The following is a 13,211-nucleotide window of genomic DNA, read 5'->3' on the forward strand; positions in this document are numbered from 1 at the left end:
CGGTCAGGGTTGGACGCAGTTCTGCACGTTGAGCAATCCGGTGTGGCGAATACCGGCAAGTCGAAAACGAAAATCCGTGCGCCTTAGACCGGCACCTTCTTCAGCATTTCGACGCCGACCTGACCCGATGCGATTTCACGCAGCGCGAGGACGGTGGGCTTGTCGCGGCTTTCGATTTTCGGCGTGTGGCCTTGAGCGAGCTGACGCGCGCGATAGGTTGCGGCAAGCGCGAGTTCGAAACGGTTCGGGATCTGTTTGAGGCAGTCTTCGACGGTAATGCGGGCCATGTTGGGTTCCTTCTCAGTATGTTGCTTATTCTACCTTATGTGCTTGACACCACGCCGCGCTCACGCGTGCGGCAGGTGGATGCCGAGCTGCATGAAAAGCTGCGTGTGACGCGCGTACTGCGACGCGAAGCGCGAGCGCGTCGCGCCGACGAGGCACTGCAACTCCGCCAGCGCGCGATCGAAATTCTCGTTGATCACGACGTACTCCGCTTCGGCCGCGTGCGCGATCTCGCCGCCCGCCGCGAGCAAGCGTCGCGTGATTACGTTCGGCTCGTCCTGGCCGCGCTTTTTCAGACGCTCTTCGAGCGCTTCGAGCGACGGCGGCAGAATGAAAATCTCCACCGCGTTGTTGAATTGCTTCTTCACCTGCTGCGCACCCTGCCAGTCGATTTCGAGCAGCACGTCATGGCCGTTTTTCATCTGCTCCTCGATCCACACGCGCGACGTGCCGTAATAGTTGCCGTGCACTTCCGCGCTTTCGAGAAACTCGCCCGCGTCGTGACGCTGCATGAAATCTTCGACGCTCGTGAAGTGATAGTGCTCCCCGTCCTGCTCCTTCGGACGCGGCGGGCGCGTCGTGTAGGAGATCGACAGACGGATCGCGTCGTCGCTCGCGAGCAAAGCGTTCACGAGCGTCGACTTGCCCGCGCCCGACGGCGCGACGACCATGAACAGGTTGCCGGGATAAGCGCCGGCGTACGAATGGCGCGCCGCGCCGGTTTCGCGTGGATGGTGGTCGGTCATGATGTGTGGTGCTCCAGCCTTATTCGAGATTCTGTACCTGCTCGCGCATCTGTTCGATCAAGAGCTTCAGCGTCATCGACGAATCCGCGAGTTCCTTCGCCGCCGCCTTCGAACCGAGCGTGTTCGCTTCGCGGTTCAGCTCCTGCATCATGAAGTCGAGCCGCTTGCCGACCTTGCCGCCCTTCTCGATCACGTGACGCGTTTCGTTCAGGTGCGCGGTGAGGCGCGACAGCTCTTCGGCGATGTCGATGCGAATGCCGTACATCGTCACTTCCTGGCGAATCCGCTCGTTGATCTCTTCGCGCGACACGATCGTCACGGCCGCATCCGGCGCGGCGATGCCGAGCGCTTCCTGCAGACGCTCGACGATTTTCTGCTGATGTCGCGCAATCAGCTCGGGCACGAGCGGGGTGATCTTCACGACGATCGTCTCCATTTCGGTGACGTTGGCGAGCAGCATCGTCGCGAGTTGCGCGCCTTCGCGCGCGCGCACGTCGATCAGGTCCGCGATCGCCTGCTTGCCGCATCCGAGCACCGCTTCGCGCAGCGTCTCGGGCGCGATGCCGCTTTCGGCGAGCACGCCCGGCCAGCGCAGAATTTCGCCGGTGCGCAGACGGCCGGCTTCAGGAAACGTGCCGAGCACCGTGCGTTCCAGTTGCGCGAGTTGCGCGAGCGCGTCGCGGTTGATCGCGCCCGCGTTCGCCGACTGCTCGCTGCGCTGCAGATTCACGCGAATGTCGACCTTGCCGCGCGACAGCTTGTTCATCAGCATCTCGCGCAGCGTCGGTTCGACGACGCGCACGTCTTCCGGCATGCGGAAGTTCAGATCGAGAAAGCGCGAGTTCACCGTGCGCAATTCGACCGACACGCTGACGCCACCCGTGCCCGAGGCTGCCACGAGTTCGCGCGTGGCGCTCGCATAGCCAGTCATGCTGTAGATCATCGTATTTCTCGCGATTGCGGCCATGCGGTAGACGATGGCCTGAGAAGCGGATCGCCCGGCGTGTACGAGACGCGGGGCGGGGAATCGGCATTATCCCATTTTTGTTGCAGCCATCCGTATGGGCAACCGCCCTATCCGATCGGCGGTAAAATTAGGGTTTTTCCTCCGCCCTCCTCCAGCCCATCCCGACCCATCCCGACCCATTCCGACATGAGCAACGACACCCAACGCCCCAGCGGCCGCCAGCCCCACCAGTTGCGCGACGTGCGCATCACGCGTCACTACACGAAGCATGCGGAGGGCTCGGTGCTGGTCGAATTCGGCGACACCAAGGTGATCTGCACCGCGAGCGTCAGCGAGAGCGTACCGCCGTTTCTGCGCGATCGCGGCCAGGGCTGGCTCACCGCCGAATACGGCATGCTGCCGCGCGCCACGCATACCCGCAGCGACCGTGAAGCCGCGCGCGGCAAACAAACCGGCCGCACCCAGGAAATCCAGCGGCTGATCGGCCGCGCGCTGCGCTCGGTGTTCGATCTCGAGAAGCTCGGCGCGCGCACGCTCAATCTCGACTGCGACGTGATCCAGGCCGATGGCGGCACACGCACCGCGAGCATCACCGGCGCGTTCGTCGCCGCGCATGATGCGGTCGCCAGATTGCTTGCCACGGGCCGCATCGAAAGCTCGCCGATCCTGGATTACGTCGCCGCGATTTCGGTCGGCGTGTACGACGGCGTGCCCGTGCTCGACCTCGACTACGACGAAGACTCGCAGTGCGACACCGACATGAACGTCGTAATGACGGGGGCGGGCGGCTTCGTCGAAATTCAGGGCACCGCGGAAGGCGTGCCGTTCTCGCGCGAAGAAATGAATGCGCTGCTCGATCTCGCGAGCGACGGCATCAGCACGCTGATCGCGAAGCAGAAAGAGGCGCTGGGAGTGCAGCAGTGAATGAGGTTCGTCAGGACAGTGGCGGGAACAATGCTCACGGCGTAACGTCGGCAATGCCACTGAAAAAGGTCGTGCTCGCGTCGAACAACGCGGGCAAGCTGCGCGAATTTGCGGCGCTGCTCGGCGCGGCCGGCATCGAGTTGATCGCGCAAGGCGAGCTCAACGTGCCGGAAGCGGAAGAACCGCATCCCACCTTCGTCGAAAACGCGCTGACGAAGGCCCGTCACGCCGCGCGGCTCACCGGCCTGCCCGCGCTCGCCGACGACTCGGGCCTTTGCGTGCGCGCGCTGCGCGGCGCGCCGGGCGTCTACTCGGCCCGCTTCGCGCAACTCGCCGGCGGCGAGAAAAGCGACGCGGCGAACAACGCGCGCCTCGTCGACGAACTGCGGGACGTGAGCGACCGCCGCGGCTATTACTACTGTGTGCTCGCACTCGTGCGTCACGCGGACGATCCCGAACCGCTGATCGCCGAAGGCCGCTGGCATGGCGAAATCCTGGACGCGCCGCGCGGCGAGCATGGCTTCGGTTACGACCCGTACTTCTATCTGCCGTCGCTGAACGCGAGCGCCGCCGAACTCGAGCCGGCGGTCAAGAACGCGAGCAGCCATCGCGCGATCGCGCTGCGGCAACTGCTCGCGCGTCTGTCGGAGGAAGCGTGATTCCGATCCGATCGACGCCAGCGGACATCGGCAAGGGTGTCGTCAGTGCGTTCACGTCGCCGGGCAGCATCCGTTTGACGTCGCTGCCGCCACTTGCGCTGTACGTGCATTTCCCGTGGTGCGTGCGCAAGTGCCCCTACTGCGACTTCAATTCGCACGAGTGGAAAGGCGAGACGTTCCCGGAGAACGACTACCTCGACGCGTTGCGCGCCGACCTGGAAATGGCCTTGCCACTGATCTGGGGCCGCCAGGTGCATACGGTGTTCATCGGCGGCGGCACGCCTAGTTTGCTGTCGGCGGCGGGGCTCGATCGCATGCTGTCGGATATTCGCGCGCTGCTGCCGCTCGATGCCGACGCGGAAATCACGCTCGAAGCGAACCCCGGCACGTTCGAAGCCGACAAGTTCGCGCAGTTTCGCGCGAGCGGCGTGAACCGGCTGTCGGTGGGCATCCAGAGTTTCAACGAAACGCATCTGAAGGCGCTCGGCCGCATTCACGACGCGGCGCAGGCACGCCACGCGGTCGAAGTCGCCGCGACCACGTTCGACAACTTCAACCTCGACCTGATGTTCGCACTGCCCAGGCAAACGCTCGCCGAATGTCAGGCCGACGTGGAAACGGCGTTGTCGTTTGCCCCGCCGCATCTGTCGCTGTATCACCTGACGCTCGAACCGAACACGCTATTCGCCAGGTTTCCGCCCGCGTTGCCCGACGACGACGCGTCCGCAGACATGCAGGACTGGATTCATCAACGCACCGCCGAGGCCGGCTACGGGCGCTACGAGGTGTCCGCGTATGCGCAGCCGCATCGGCAGAGCAAACACAATCTGAACTACTGGCGCTTCGGCGACTATCTCGGCATCGGCGCGGGCGCGCATACGAAGCTGTCGTTTCCTAATCGCATCGTGCGCCAGGCGCGCTATAAGCATCCGACCACTTTCATCGAGCAGGCCAAGGCCGGGGCAAGCGTGCAGGAGGAGCATGGGGTGGGGCCGCACGATCTGCCGTTCGAGTTCATGCTGAATGCGCTGCGCCTGGTGGAAGGATTCCCGGTGCATCGGTTCATCGAACGCACGGGTCTGTCGATCACTACGATCGAGCCGGCGTTGCAGGAAGCGGAACGGCGCAAACTGATCACACGCGACCACGAACGGATCGCGCCGACGCCGCTTGGGCAGGCGTTCCTGAACGACCTGCAGGCGCTGTTTCTGAAAGATCCGCAGTGATGGCGGGTCGGCCGGACTTGCAACGAGGTCTTTTCAGGTTACAATTTGCGGCTTGGAGGTGTGGCCGAGTGGTTTAAGGCACCGGTCTTGAAAACCGGCGAAGGAGCAATCCTTCCGTGAGTTCGAATCTCACCGCCTCCGCCAGGCTTTCAAGAAAAACCCCGTAAGTTCAGTGACTTACGGGGTTTTTGTTTTTCTGGCCCGAGGTGGAGCAGTTCTCCGCTCTGATAGACCAGCGGTACGGTCGCTGCCCGCGAACATCCGCGCTACGGGCGCGAAAAGCCGCAATGTTCGTGCGGGCGCTTTTTTCCGTTTCGTCGAGAGCCGTCGAGATTTTGGGCGGTCGCCCATGTACGGACTGCCTGTCGCACAGTAATTATCTGACTGCTGTCAACTCCGGCAGCGACTTCAGATAGACCATCGACACACCCATGTCCCTGTCCGTATTTGAAATGCACTCCGTGGAGCTGTTCTGCCAGCGGCCACCGGGTGCCTGTTATGTCATCTGCGACGAATGGCACTATAAGGCGTGCCTCGGCAAGGCCGCAGACCTTCAGAGGGCCAGGGCGGAGACCCGGGAATTTCTTGCTATCGCCGCACTGAATCGCAGGAAGTGGGAGGAGGACCGGAAACTGATTAGGAATCTCATTGGCAGTCACTGGCTGTTTTTTCATGATGTACGGGACCGCAACCCTGATACCGATGGCTGGTGGGTGATCGTTGCTCTTCTCGAAGAGATTCGCCGGGGCAAACTGCTTGCCGTTAAAGGTCCGCGTAATGGCCTGTTTCCGTCACCGTACAGCAGCACGCCGTTAATGAATCCCATAGCGAGGACAGGCAGTCACCCGGACGGCGAACCCATTTTGTCCGTCCAGTATGATCCGGCCACCTGGCAAACCCGGTTGAACGCTGCGCGGGCAGCCAGGGCTGGCGATAGAGGCTCATCAACGCTGCTCGGCGACGCGCAGCCGTTTGAGTATGTGCCTGATGCGTTGAGCAGCGATGTGGTTGAACTCGCCGAGAGCACGAACAACCCAAACTACGCGGCGAAGATGCTGGGGTATGACCGCAAGACCTTCGGCAGGATGATCCATATGATGAAAGAAGACAATCGAATGCGCGGGGACGACAACGTTATTTGGCACGACGATGGGAATGTCGAGTTCAGAGGCGCGATCATCGACAACATGCATAGCTGGGCACCCTGAGAGAAACAGAGATGGCACCCGAACACAAACTCGCCCACGCAGCGTTCACGATCTATCAGGACACCGAGCCGCCCGAATTCTGGACGAACTATTTTGGCGTATCACCATCTCGCGCGGGAGCCAAAGGGCAGCCCAGGTTAATGCCGTCCGGCATGATGAGCAGCATTCCTTGGCGGCAAGGCACATGGATCGTTTCGAGCGCGGAGGCAATAATGAGCGACGATCTGACGCCTCATCTTCGCTATCTGGTGGGCCACCTCGGGCTACCCCGTGCCGATTTGCGAGAACTCATCGAGCGCACTTGCGCGCAGATGCGCTTCTTCTGCTATTGGGACAACGAGAGCGGCGACCGCGTGCCTGACGTGCCCGACGATATTCGCACCATGATGGAAGCCATGGGCGGCACGGTCGAGATCGATGAATATCGATAGAGCCTCGCTCGAATGCACAAGCCGATGCTCGGGAATTGGCTTTTTTTGCAACCCTGCAAGGCACAGCGCGAGTGTTATGGGCCGCACTTCTGAATTAATCCTCTATGCTGCAAACAGGCACGGCCCCCGTACCCACCATCACGACCTAAACCACCGCCACCGCCTCAACCTCAATCTTGAACCCATAGTGCAACTGCGGCACCGGCACGACCGCGCGCGCCGGCCTTGCCTCGCCGGCCCAGCCCGCATAGATCTGATTGAAGCTCGCCCAATGTTCGACATCGACGACATACACGCGCACCTGCACCAGTTGCGCGACGCTGCTGCCGACGCTTTCGAGCGCCGCCTTCACATTGGCCAGAACCTGTTCGGCCTGCGCGTCGAACGACGCATCGGCGAGCTTTTCGCCTTGCGCGTTGATCGGCAATTGCCCGGACACGAAGACGAAGCCATTCGCGACCGCGACATGACTGTAGTGGCCGCCAGGTTTCGCCAGCGCGGCCGGATTGTCGGTATGGGGCAAACGTAAGGCGTGCGTGCTATCGGTCATCAACCACTCCAGAAGTGAAAATCTCGGAGCGATTCATCGCCGTGCTTCATTCAGCACGAACCCGCGCACGACGCAACACGCATCACGCGTCCGCCATCTCGAGCTTTTCGCGTGCATCCGCGCAACGACGATTCAGATCGCGATGCATCAACTGGCTATCGAGCAGAGCCGATACATCCGTCAAACCGTGATCAAAGCGCAACACGTATTCGATGTCGGTGTAATCGTAATAAGCGCCGCTGTCGGCCAGCCGTTGCGCTTCGGCGAATGCGGCAAATTGCCGTTCGCCGTTCATCAGGTCTTTGATCGCCATGAGTGCCGCTCCGAGGAACAGTGACTTCATCATAGCAATGCAAACCGCGACGCACGGTGGTGCGCGCGCAACACCAGGTGTTTTCCGGAGACGCGTCCGATGAACCCACGCGTCGGCCGATGCCCACAGCCGCAATAGCACGATCGTCATCCAGTTTTCACGCCGTTTTCACAGCGCTCGCGCAGCGCTCACCCTCGATATCCGGACAACACGCTCACACAGCCGCAACCGGCGACTTCGTCCCGTGCCAACGCATCACGAGCATGCGTCCGACAAAGCACAGACAGCCCGCCACGCCGACCACGATACCCATGCCCTTCGGCGTGCCGTCCTGCCACAGTCCGACCGCGAGGCTCGACAGTGCGCCGAGCGCGAGCTGCACCGCGCCGAACACGGCCGCCGCGGCGCCCGCGTTGGCGGGATAGCGATGCATCAGATCGGTCGTGCAGTTGGCGGACAACACGCCCACCACGCTGACGACGAAGAACAGCCCGAACACGATCGACCATAAGCCGCCCCACCCCGTCAGCGACACGACGGACACGAACAGCGACGCGACGAAGCTCACGGTCGCCGCGAACGAGATGATCGGCACCGGCCCGAGCCGGCCGACGAGCCGCGTGTTCAGGTAATTGCCGAAGATGATGCCGACGATGTTCAGCGCGAACAGGAATCCATAGTGCTGCGCGGACACGTGGAAATACTCGATGTATACGAACGGCGTCGCCGTGATGTAGGCGAACATCGACGCGAACGCCATGCCGCCGCACAACATGTGTCCCCACGCGACCGGATCGCGCAGCAGCGTGCCATACGCGCCGAACGACTTCAGCAGCGCCGACTGCGCGCGCATCTCGCGCGGCCACGTCTCCGGCACCTTCAGGAATGCGGTCACCGCGCACACGGAACCGAACAGCGTCAGCGCGACGAACACGGCGCGCCAGCCGCCCAGCAGCAGCAACTGTCCGCCGATCAGCGGCGCGAGCAGTGGACCGATCGCCGTGACGATCGCGATCATCGACAGGACGCGCGCCGCGTCGCCCGGCTCGTGCGCGTCGCGCGCGATCGCGCGAGCCAGCACCGACGCCGCGCCCGCGCCCAACGCCTGCACGAAGCGGAAACCAACCAGCGAGCCGATCGAGACCGACAGCGAACAGGCGATGCTCGCGAGCGCATACATGATGATGCCGCCAAGCAGGATCGGCCGACGGCCATAGGTATCGGACAGCGGACCGTACAGCAGCATGCCGATCGAAAAGCCGAACATGAAGCTCGTGAGCGTCGATTGCGCGGCGCCCGTGCCGACCGCGAAGGCCTGCGCGATGGTCGGCAGGCTCGGCAGATACATGTCGATGGAAATCGGCCCGCACGCGGCCAGCGCGCCGAGCAACAGGATCAGCCGGCCATCGGGCCGGCGTCTGACGACGTGAGACATGGGAAATCCGGATGGAACGCCGCGCCGGCATCGGCAGCGGAACGGGTGAAGCGGGAACGGCCATCAGTTGACCGGCTCGATTGTACGCGACGGTTAATCCGCTGACGGCGCTCGTGGCCCGCTGCGTGGACGTTGCGCGACAGCGCCTCGCGGCGCGGCGCGGCGCAATCAGCCTCGATCGGTTAAGCTGCCGCCAGCATGCCCAACGCGCTTCCGTATGCGCAGCTTGACGGCCCGACATAAAAGCTCGACGTCGCGCAACAGCCTTCCCCCTGATCCCGTTCGAACCCGCGATGACCGCCTTCCTGCTCATCTGGAGCCCCAAAAAATGGCCGTGGCCCGAGTTGCCCGACATCGCGAAACGCGTGGCGGCCGGCGACGCGGTGGCCGACGTGTGGGGCTGCGGCTTTGCGCGCGGCATCCTGCCCGGCGATCGCGTGTTCCTGCATCGCGTCGCGCAGGAGCCGAAGGGCATCTTCGGTTCGGGCTACGTGACGCGCGCGCCCTACGAAGTCCCCGACGCGTCGACCAAACGCGGCTACCGGCTGTGCATCGATTTCGTCTACGACTGGCTCGTCGATGCGCATCACGCACCGGTCATCACGCGCGATCAGCTGCGTGTGCATCCGTTCTCGGTGCAGACGTGGGATGCGCAAAGCTCGGGCACGATCATCAAGCCGATCGCCGAAGGCGCGCTGGAGAAGCGCTGGGCCGAATTGACCGGCAGGCGCAAGCCGCCGACGATACCCGCACCGGGCAGCCAGGCGAAACACGCGCCGCCGTGACCGCCCGCCCGCACAGCCCGCCGGCGCCGACTCCGGTACAATTTCTCGATCCACCCCAGCATCGCGCGAAGGGTCCGCGGGAATCGTCCGAGGCCCTTTGCGCCGCTGCGCAACCCCTGCTCCCTATTCCAGCCATCGCCATGTCCAGAAACGAAACCCTCTTCGAGCGCGCGCAACGCACGATCCCCGGCGGCGTGAATTCGCCGGTGCGCGCTTTCCGTTCCGTCGGCGGCACACCGCGTTTCATCGAGCGCGCGCAAGGCCCGTACTTCTGGGACGCGGACGGCCAGCGCTATACCGACTACATCGGCTCGTGGGGCCCCATGATCCTCGGCCACGTTCATCCCGAAGTGCTGGAAGCCGTGCAGCGCGCGCTCGTGAATGGCTTTTCGTTCGGCGCGCCGACCGAGTCGGAAGTCGAGATCGCCGAGGAAATCTGCAAGCTGGTGCCGTCGATCGAACAGGTGCGCATGGTGTCGAGCGGCACCGAGGCGACGATGAGCGCGCTGCGTCTCGCGCGCGGCTTCACGAACCGCAGCCGCATCGTCAAGTTCGAAGGCTGTTATCACGGCCACGCGGACAGCCTGCTCGTGAAGGCCGGCTCGGGCCTCCTGACCTTTGGCAATCCGACCTCGGCGGGCGTGCCGGTCGATATCGCGAAGCACACCACCGTGCTCGAATACAACAACGTCGCCGAGCTCGAAGAAGCGTTCAAGGCGTTCGGCAACGAGATCGCCTCGGTGATCGTCGAGCCGGTCGCTGGCAACATGAACCTCGTGCGCGCGACCCCTGAATTCCTGCAGGCGCTGCGGCGCCTGTGCACCGAGTACGGCGCGGTGCTGATTTTCGACGAAGTGATGTGCGGCTTCCGCGTCGCGCTCGGCGGCGCGCAGCAACTCTACGGCATCACGCCGGACCTCACCTGCCTCGGCAAGGTAATCGGCGGCGGCATGCCGGCGGCGGCGTTCGGCGGCCGGCGCGACATCATGGCTCACCTCGCGCCGCTCGGCGGCGTCTATCAGGCGGGCACGCTGTCGGGCAATCCGATCGCGGTCGCGGCCGGCCTGAAGACGCTGCAGCTGATCCAGGCGCCCGGCTTCTACGACACGCTCGCCGCGCGCACCACGCGTCTCGCGCAAGGGCTCGCGCGGGCGGCACGCGAAGCGGACGTGCCGTTCGCGGCCGATGCGCTCGGCGGCATGTTCGGCATCTACTTTCGCGAATCGATCCCGACGAGCTTCGCCGACGTCACGAAGAGCGATGTGCCGCGCTTCAACGCGTTCTTCCACAAGATGCTCGACGCGGGCGTGTACTTCGCGCCGTCCGCGTATGAGGCCGGCTTCGTGTCGAGCGCGCACGACGACGCGGTGATCGACGCGACGATCGACGCCGCGCGCGGCGCGTTCGCAGCGTTGAGAGGCTGAAGCCGGGCCCGAAACAAAGGCCGCAACTCGCACGACCCAGACACCGCACCACAACGGACACCGATGTTCTCGCAAACCGATTTCGTCCACATGGAACGCGCGCTCGCGCTCGCGAAGCGCGGCATGTACACGGCCGACCCGAATCCGCGGGTCGGTTGCGTGCTCGTCAGAAACGGCGAGGTGATCGGCGAAGGCTTCACGCAGCCGGCCGGCCAGGATCACGCCGAAATTCGCGCGCTGAAGGACGCGCGCTCGCGCGGCCACGACCTGCGCGGCGCGACCGCCTACGTGACGCTCGAACCGTGCAGCCATTTCGGCCGCACGCCGCCGTGCGCGAACGCGCTGATCGAAGCGCAGATCGGCCGCGTGATCGCGGCGATGGAAGATCCCAACCCGCAGGTCTCCGGCCGCGGTCTCGCGATGCTGCGCGAAGCCGGTATCGAAGTGCGCTGCGGGCTGCTCGCGAACGAAGCGCGGGAGCTGAACATCGGCTTCGTGTCGCGCATGACGCGCGGCCGTCCGTGGGTGCGCATGAAAGTGGCGGCGTCGCTCGATGGCCGCACCGGCTTGCCGTCGGGTGAGAGCCAGTGGATCACGAGCGCGGCCGCGCGGGCCGACGGTCATGCGTGGCGTGCGCGCGCGTCGGCGATCCTGACCGGCATCGGCACTGTGCGCGAGGACAATCCGCGCATGACCGTGCGCGCGGTCGATACACCGCGCCAACCGCACCGCGTGCTGATCGACAGCCAGCTCGACGTGCCGCTCGACGCGCTGATCCTGGCCGGCGCGCCGACGCTGATCTTCTGCGGCGAGCTCGACGCGCGTCTCGAAGAACGCGCGAGCGCGCTGCGCGAGCGCGGCGCCGAGATCGTGCCGCTGCCGAACGCGTTCGGCAAGGTGGATCTCCCGCGCATGCTGAGCGTGCTCGGCGAGCGTCACGTCAACGAGCTGCACGTCGAAGCCGGCTACAAGCTGAACGGTTCGCTGTTGCGCGAAGGCTGCGTCGATGAACTGCTGGTCTATCTCGCGCCGAGCCTGCTCGGCGTGGACTCGATGAGCATGTTCAATCTGGACGCGCCCGACCAGCTCGAAGACCGCGTGAAGCTGAATTTCCACACGGTCGAGCGGATCGGCGACGATCTGCGGATCCTCGCGCGTTTCGCGCCGACAGCCTTACCCGGGACCGACACCGTGTCTCCCACCGTTTCGAAATGATCAAGGACTAGCACGATGTTTACAGGAATCGTCGCGGCAGTGGGCCGCATCGAATCAGTCAAGCCGCTCGGCACGGGCGGCGACGCGGGCGTGCGCCTGAACGTCGAGGCGGGCGGGCTCGACCTCGCCGATGTGCAGCTCGGCGACAGCATCACGATCCAGGGCGCCTGCATGACGGTGGTCGCGAAGACCGCTCATTCGTTCGAGGTCGACGTGTCGCGCGAGAGCCTGAACCGCACGGCCGGTCTCGGCGAAACCGGCGAGGTCAATCTCGAGAAAGCGCTGCGCGCGCATGACCGGCTCGGTGGACATATCGTGTCCGGACACGTCGACGGGCTCGGTGTCGTCACGCGTTTCGCCCCGGTCGGGGAATCGCACGAGCTGCGCATTCTCGCGCCGCGCGACATCGGTCGTTATCTCGCGTACAAGGGATCGATTACGGTCAATGGCGTGAGCCTGACCGTGAACTCCATCGTTGATTGCGACGACGGCTGCGAGTTTTCGATCAATCTGATTCCGCATACCGTGCAGGTGACGGCGCTCAAGCATCTGCACGACGGGGTACAAGTGAATCTGGAGATCGATCTGATTGCGCGGTATGTGGAGCGGATGCTCAATGCGCCGCGCGATGGCGATCCATCCTCGACGTAACCTGGACACTTGCCTCGAGACCGTTACGCGATACCAGGAGCGCATGCTCGGTGCGTATCGGGACAGCGATCGATCTGCGCAGCCAGCCGGTTTGGGCGAGGCGAATCCGGGGCCGTGACCCAGCGCGCGTGCACGATCCGAAGCTGACAAACACAATGAAAGAGCCGCACCTGCTCCCGCGCTGCGGTCGCGCACGCGCCGCGTCCCAATGCGATCGTGCGTGCATGGGTCGACGAACGTGGACAGATCAGCGACGCGGTCGTCGAAGTCTCGTCCGGCAATCCGGCGTTCGACAACCTCGCCCTTCAGGCATCGCGGCGTGCTCAGTGCAGCGCTCTCACGGGCATGGACAATCAGCCTGTGGCGGTCGAAACGAATTTCGTTTTCAATCT

Annotated in this window: 15 protein-coding genes, 1 tRNA gene and 1 pseudogene; 11 read left to right on the plus strand and 6 right to left on the minus strand. The window is 64.1% G+C overall.

All coding sequences use genetic code 11. The features are described 5' to 3' along the window. Nucleotides 1-83: 83 nt before the first annotated feature. From rpoZ to OKW37_RS18940, 3 genes are read right to left on the minus strand one after another with little or no spacing between them, the layout of a single operon-like run. Entirely contained in the window at nt 84-287 is a 204-nt protein-coding gene (gene rpoZ / locus OKW37_RS18930) for a DNA-directed RNA polymerase subunit omega (protein ID WP_008921215.1), read from the minus strand. A 60-nt stretch (nt 288-347) separates the two neighbouring features. Further along, a complete protein-coding gene (gene gmk, locus OKW37_RS18935) occupies nt 348-1,031 on the minus strand; it encodes a guanylate kinase (RefSeq protein WP_090801453.1) in 684 nt (227 codons plus the stop codon). Nucleotides 1,032-1,050: 19 nt separating this feature from the next. Further along, nucleotides 1,051-1,974, minus strand: a complete 924-nt coding sequence (locus OKW37_RS18940; protein WP_090801455.1) for a YicC/YloC family endoribonuclease — start codon at nt 1,972-1,974, stop codon at nt 1,051-1,053. 210 nt (nt 1,975-2,184) lie between these two features. On the opposite strand from OKW37_RS18940, the gene rph reads away from it, so the two are divergent. From rph to OKW37_RS18970, 6 genes are all read left to right on the plus strand, one after another. Beyond that, on the plus strand, nt 2,185-2,922 hold the full coding sequence (gene rph / locus OKW37_RS18945) for a ribonuclease PH (protein ID WP_090801456.1): 738 nt from the start codon (nt 2,185-2,187) through the stop codon (nt 2,920-2,922). Continuing rightward, nucleotides 2,919-3,581: an RdgB/HAM1 family non-canonical purine NTP pyrophosphatase gene (gene rdgB, locus OKW37_RS18950; RefSeq protein WP_184058066.1), complete on the plus strand. Its 663-nt coding sequence runs from the start codon at nt 2,919-2,921 to the stop codon at nt 3,579-3,581. The genes rph and rdgB overlap by 4 nt, the downstream gene beginning before the upstream one ends. Next, on the plus strand, nt 3,578-4,807 hold the full coding sequence (gene hemW / locus OKW37_RS18955; RefSeq protein ID WP_429404750.1) for a radical SAM family heme chaperone HemW: 1,230 nt from the start codon (nt 3,578-3,580) through the stop codon (nt 4,805-4,807). Before rdgB ends, hemW begins: the two co-directional genes overlap by 4 nt. A gap of 54 nt (nt 4,808-4,861) precedes the next feature. Then, nucleotides 4,862-4,951: transfer RNA gene (locus tag OKW37_RS18960), tRNA-Ser, on the plus strand. 287 nt (nt 4,952-5,238) lie between these two features. Beyond that, nucleotides 5,239-6,015 (plus strand): hypothetical protein, encoded by a 777-nt coding sequence (locus OKW37_RS18965; protein ID WP_429404748.1) that lies wholly within the window; start codon nt 5,239-5,241, stop codon nt 6,013-6,015. 11 nt (nt 6,016-6,026) lie between these two features. Beyond that, entirely contained in the window at nt 6,027-6,446 is a 420-nt protein-coding gene (locus OKW37_RS18970) for a DUF4279 domain-containing protein (RefSeq protein ID WP_090801462.1), read from the plus strand. Nucleotides 6,447-6,591: 145 nt separating this feature from the next. On the opposite strand, the gene OKW37_RS18975 is transcribed toward OKW37_RS18970, so the two are convergent. The 3 genes from OKW37_RS18975 to OKW37_RS18985 all read right to left on the minus strand — a co-directional run bounded on the left by OKW37_RS18975 (nt 6,592) and on the right by OKW37_RS18985 (nt 8,744). Continuing rightward, on the minus strand, nt 6,592-6,996 hold the full coding sequence (locus tag OKW37_RS18975; RefSeq protein ID WP_429356002.1) for a RidA family protein: 405 nt from the start codon (nt 6,994-6,996) through the stop codon (nt 6,592-6,594). 82 nt (nt 6,997-7,078) lie between these two features. After that, on the minus strand, nt 7,079-7,309 hold the full coding sequence (locus tag OKW37_RS18980; protein ID WP_090805429.1) for a hypothetical protein: 231 nt from the start codon (nt 7,307-7,309) through the stop codon (nt 7,079-7,081). 214 nt (nt 7,310-7,523) lie between these two features. Then, a complete protein-coding gene (locus OKW37_RS18985; protein WP_184058073.1) occupies nt 7,524-8,744 on the minus strand; it encodes a Bcr/CflA family multidrug efflux MFS transporter in 1,221 nt (406 codons plus the stop codon). Nucleotides 8,745-9,037: 293 nt separating this feature from the next. Here OKW37_RS18985 and OKW37_RS18990 point away from each other — a divergent pair, with 293 nt between their 5' ends. From OKW37_RS18990 to OKW37_RS19010, 5 genes and pseudogenes are all read left to right on the plus strand, one after another. Then, complete coding sequence (locus OKW37_RS18990) at nt 9,038-9,529, plus strand: hypothetical protein (protein ID WP_184058075.1); 492 nt, start codon at nt 9,038-9,040, stop codon at nt 9,527-9,529. A 140-nt stretch (nt 9,530-9,669) separates the two neighbouring features. Further along, nucleotides 9,670-10,953 carry a glutamate-1-semialdehyde 2,1-aminomutase gene (gene hemL / locus OKW37_RS18995; RefSeq protein ID WP_429404745.1) on the plus strand — a complete coding sequence of 428 codons (1,284 nt, stop codon included), beginning with the start codon at nt 9,670-9,672 and terminating at the stop codon, nt 10,951-10,953. A 63-nt stretch (nt 10,954-11,016) separates the two neighbouring features. After that, on the plus strand, nt 11,017-12,168 hold the full coding sequence (gene ribD / locus OKW37_RS19000; protein WP_090801471.1) for a bifunctional diaminohydroxyphosphoribosylaminopyrimidine deaminase/5-amino-6-(5-phosphoribosylamino)uracil reductase RibD: 1,152 nt from the start codon (nt 11,017-11,019) through the stop codon (nt 12,166-12,168). A gap of 15 nt (nt 12,169-12,183) precedes the next feature. After that, nucleotides 12,184-12,819, plus strand: a complete 636-nt coding sequence (locus OKW37_RS19005) for a riboflavin synthase (RefSeq protein WP_429404743.1) — start codon at nt 12,184-12,186, stop codon at nt 12,817-12,819. Nucleotides 12,820-13,035: 216 nt separating this feature from the next. Further along, nucleotides 13,036-13,152: pseudogene (locus tag OKW37_RS19010) on the plus strand (energy transducer TonB family protein); the annotation flags it as partial. Between the last annotated feature and the right edge of the window lie 59 nt (nt 13,153-13,211).

Origin of the sequence: Paraburkholderia sp. MM5482-R2 (assembly GCF_050436125.1) — a bacterium.
Classification (GTDB): domain Bacteria; phylum Pseudomonadota; class Gammaproteobacteria; order Burkholderiales; family Burkholderiaceae; genus Paraburkholderia; species Paraburkholderia tuberum.

Bases quoted from the DNA above. Each gene is read 5' to 3' on its own strand.
- rpoZ (WP_008921215.1), bottom strand. From the start codon at position 287: ATGGCCCGCATTACCGTCGAAGACTGCCTCAAACAGATCCCGAACCGT.
- gmk (WP_090801453.1), bottom strand. From the start codon at position 1,031: ATGACCGACCACCATCCACGCGAAACCGGCGCGGCGCGCCATTCGTAC.
- OKW37_RS18940 (WP_090801455.1), bottom strand. From the start codon at position 1,974: ATGATCTACAGCATGACTGGCTATGCGAGCGCCACGCGCGAACTCGTG.
- rph (WP_090801456.1), top strand. From the start codon at position 2,185: ATGAGCAACGACACCCAACGCCCCAGCGGCCGCCAGCCCCACCAGTTG.
- OKW37_RS18965 (WP_429404748.1), top strand. From the start codon at position 5,239: ATGTCCCTGTCCGTATTTGAAATGCACTCCGTGGAGCTGTTCTGCCAG.
- OKW37_RS18970 (WP_090801462.1), top strand. From the start codon at position 6,027: ATGGCACCCGAACACAAACTCGCCCACGCAGCGTTCACGATCTATCAG.
- OKW37_RS18975 (WP_429356002.1), bottom strand. From the start codon at position 6,996: ATGACCGATAGCACGCACGCCTTACGTTTGCCCCATACCGACAATCCG.
- OKW37_RS18980 (WP_090805429.1), bottom strand. From the start codon at position 7,309: ATGGCGATCAAAGACCTGATGAACGGCGAACGGCAATTTGCCGCATTC.
- OKW37_RS18985 (WP_184058073.1), bottom strand. From the start codon at position 8,744: ATGTCTCACGTCGTCAGACGCCGGCCCGATGGCCGGCTGATCCTGTTG.
- OKW37_RS18990 (WP_184058075.1), top strand. From the start codon at position 9,038: ATGACCGCCTTCCTGCTCATCTGGAGCCCCAAAAAATGGCCGTGGCCC.
- hemL (WP_429404745.1), top strand. From the start codon at position 9,670: ATGTCCAGAAACGAAACCCTCTTCGAGCGCGCGCAACGCACGATCCCC.
- ribD (WP_090801471.1), top strand. From the start codon at position 11,017: ATGTTCTCGCAAACCGATTTCGTCCACATGGAACGCGCGCTCGCGCTC.
- OKW37_RS19005 (WP_429404743.1), top strand. From the start codon at position 12,184: ATGTTTACAGGAATCGTCGCGGCAGTGGGCCGCATCGAATCAGTCAAG.